The organism is Pseudomonas sp. IT-232MI5, from assembly GCF_949767845.1.
Taxonomy (GTDB): domain Bacteria; phylum Pseudomonadota; class Gammaproteobacteria; order Pseudomonadales; family Pseudomonadaceae; genus Aquipseudomonas.
Genome location: NZ_CATKQE010000025.1, coordinates 1 through 1,346 on the forward strand (window position 1 = coordinate 1; position 1,346 = coordinate 1,346).

Genomic DNA, 1,346 nt, shown 5'->3' on the forward strand with positions numbered 1-1,346 from the left:
ACGGCCGTTTCCACGGTGAAGCCATCCTCGGGGATTTCGTTACCACTCGGCGAGCCTTTGACCGATGTCAATGTCGGCGCCCTGAGGGCTTCCACCGTCAGGAGTCGCACATTGGAATAGGTCGATGTGGGGTGATAAAGGGATTTGGCATACAACCGGCGCGCACCCACTACAACCGTGATCGTGCATTCCCACAGGCCTGTGGCTTTATCCGCTGTCGCGGTTCCCTTTAGCACTGCGCTCGCACCGCTGCCATCATAGATTCCGACGTCCTGATCTTTGCTGGCGGTGCCTTTGAGTGTCAGCGACGTGCTGAAGGTGGTTTTACCCTCTGGCACTTCGTTGTTGCGGTCGTCCAGCACATTGCTCAGCGTCGGCTTAATGACCGCCGTGACAGTGAGGGTGTAGGCCGCAGAGGTAGGTTCGGCACCATATTTTCCTATCGCGCTAAAACTGTGTTTCGCCACACTCAGACCCGGCACAGTGTAGGTCCAGATTCCAGAAACCGGATCCGCCGTGACCTGATCCTTGACGGTGGCACCATCGCGTATCTCGACGTTCTTGCCCTTGGCCGCCATGCCGCTCAGCACCACGCTGGTTTCAACAGTGGTGCCACCTTCGACAATGTCCTTGCCGCTTGGCGAGCCCTTGACCGAATCGATGGTTGGCGGATCGAGTGCCACCGGCTCGCCGATTACAAACTCCAGCACATTCGAATAACTGGTCGTGTTGCTGGCCGCCCGGAAAATTTCGTAGTGCACCTGCACTTTTTTCCCGCGATTAGGCTCGATGTGCTGGGCCACAAACGCCGCGTTCAGCGGGAAAACCACGTCCTTGTCCTTGGACAATGCGTTGAGTATTTTCGAGTCGGTGACGGGCTCATTGCCTTCAACGATCCAGAAAAACTTCACGATATCGTTGGCCGCGCTCGGAATAGCCACCGGCCGTGGCGCGGTGATTTTGCTGGCGCCACCGGGCAGGACTTTGGGTTCGAGTACGCCATCTTTTTCACCCAGCACAATGGGTTTGACCAGTTCGCGTTGCGCTTCGCCGACGTTCAACAGCGAGGCGTGCAGGGATGCGCGTTTGACGATGGTGCCGTTTTCATCGGTCAGCAGGTTGTACGACAGGTCCAGCGTGCCGCCCTTGAGGGTTTTGCCGTGTTCGCCGGCGACGGTGACGATGAACCCCTCGGGGTCATTGGCCTCGTCTTCGCTGGGGAAATACCAGTCCAGTTCCGGGTCGTAAGTCGTGAAGTCGGACCGGGTGCCGAACCATTTCAGTTCGATGGCGTTGTCCGGGGTGATCAGCGGATCGTAAGGAATGCGGATGCGGTATTCGGGCGC

General features: G+C 58.1%; 1 pseudogene. It reads right to left on the reverse strand.

The window, feature by feature from the left end:
• Window positions 1–1,346, reverse strand: a pseudogene (locus ACM6JQ_RS15975) (hypothetical protein); the annotation flags it as partial.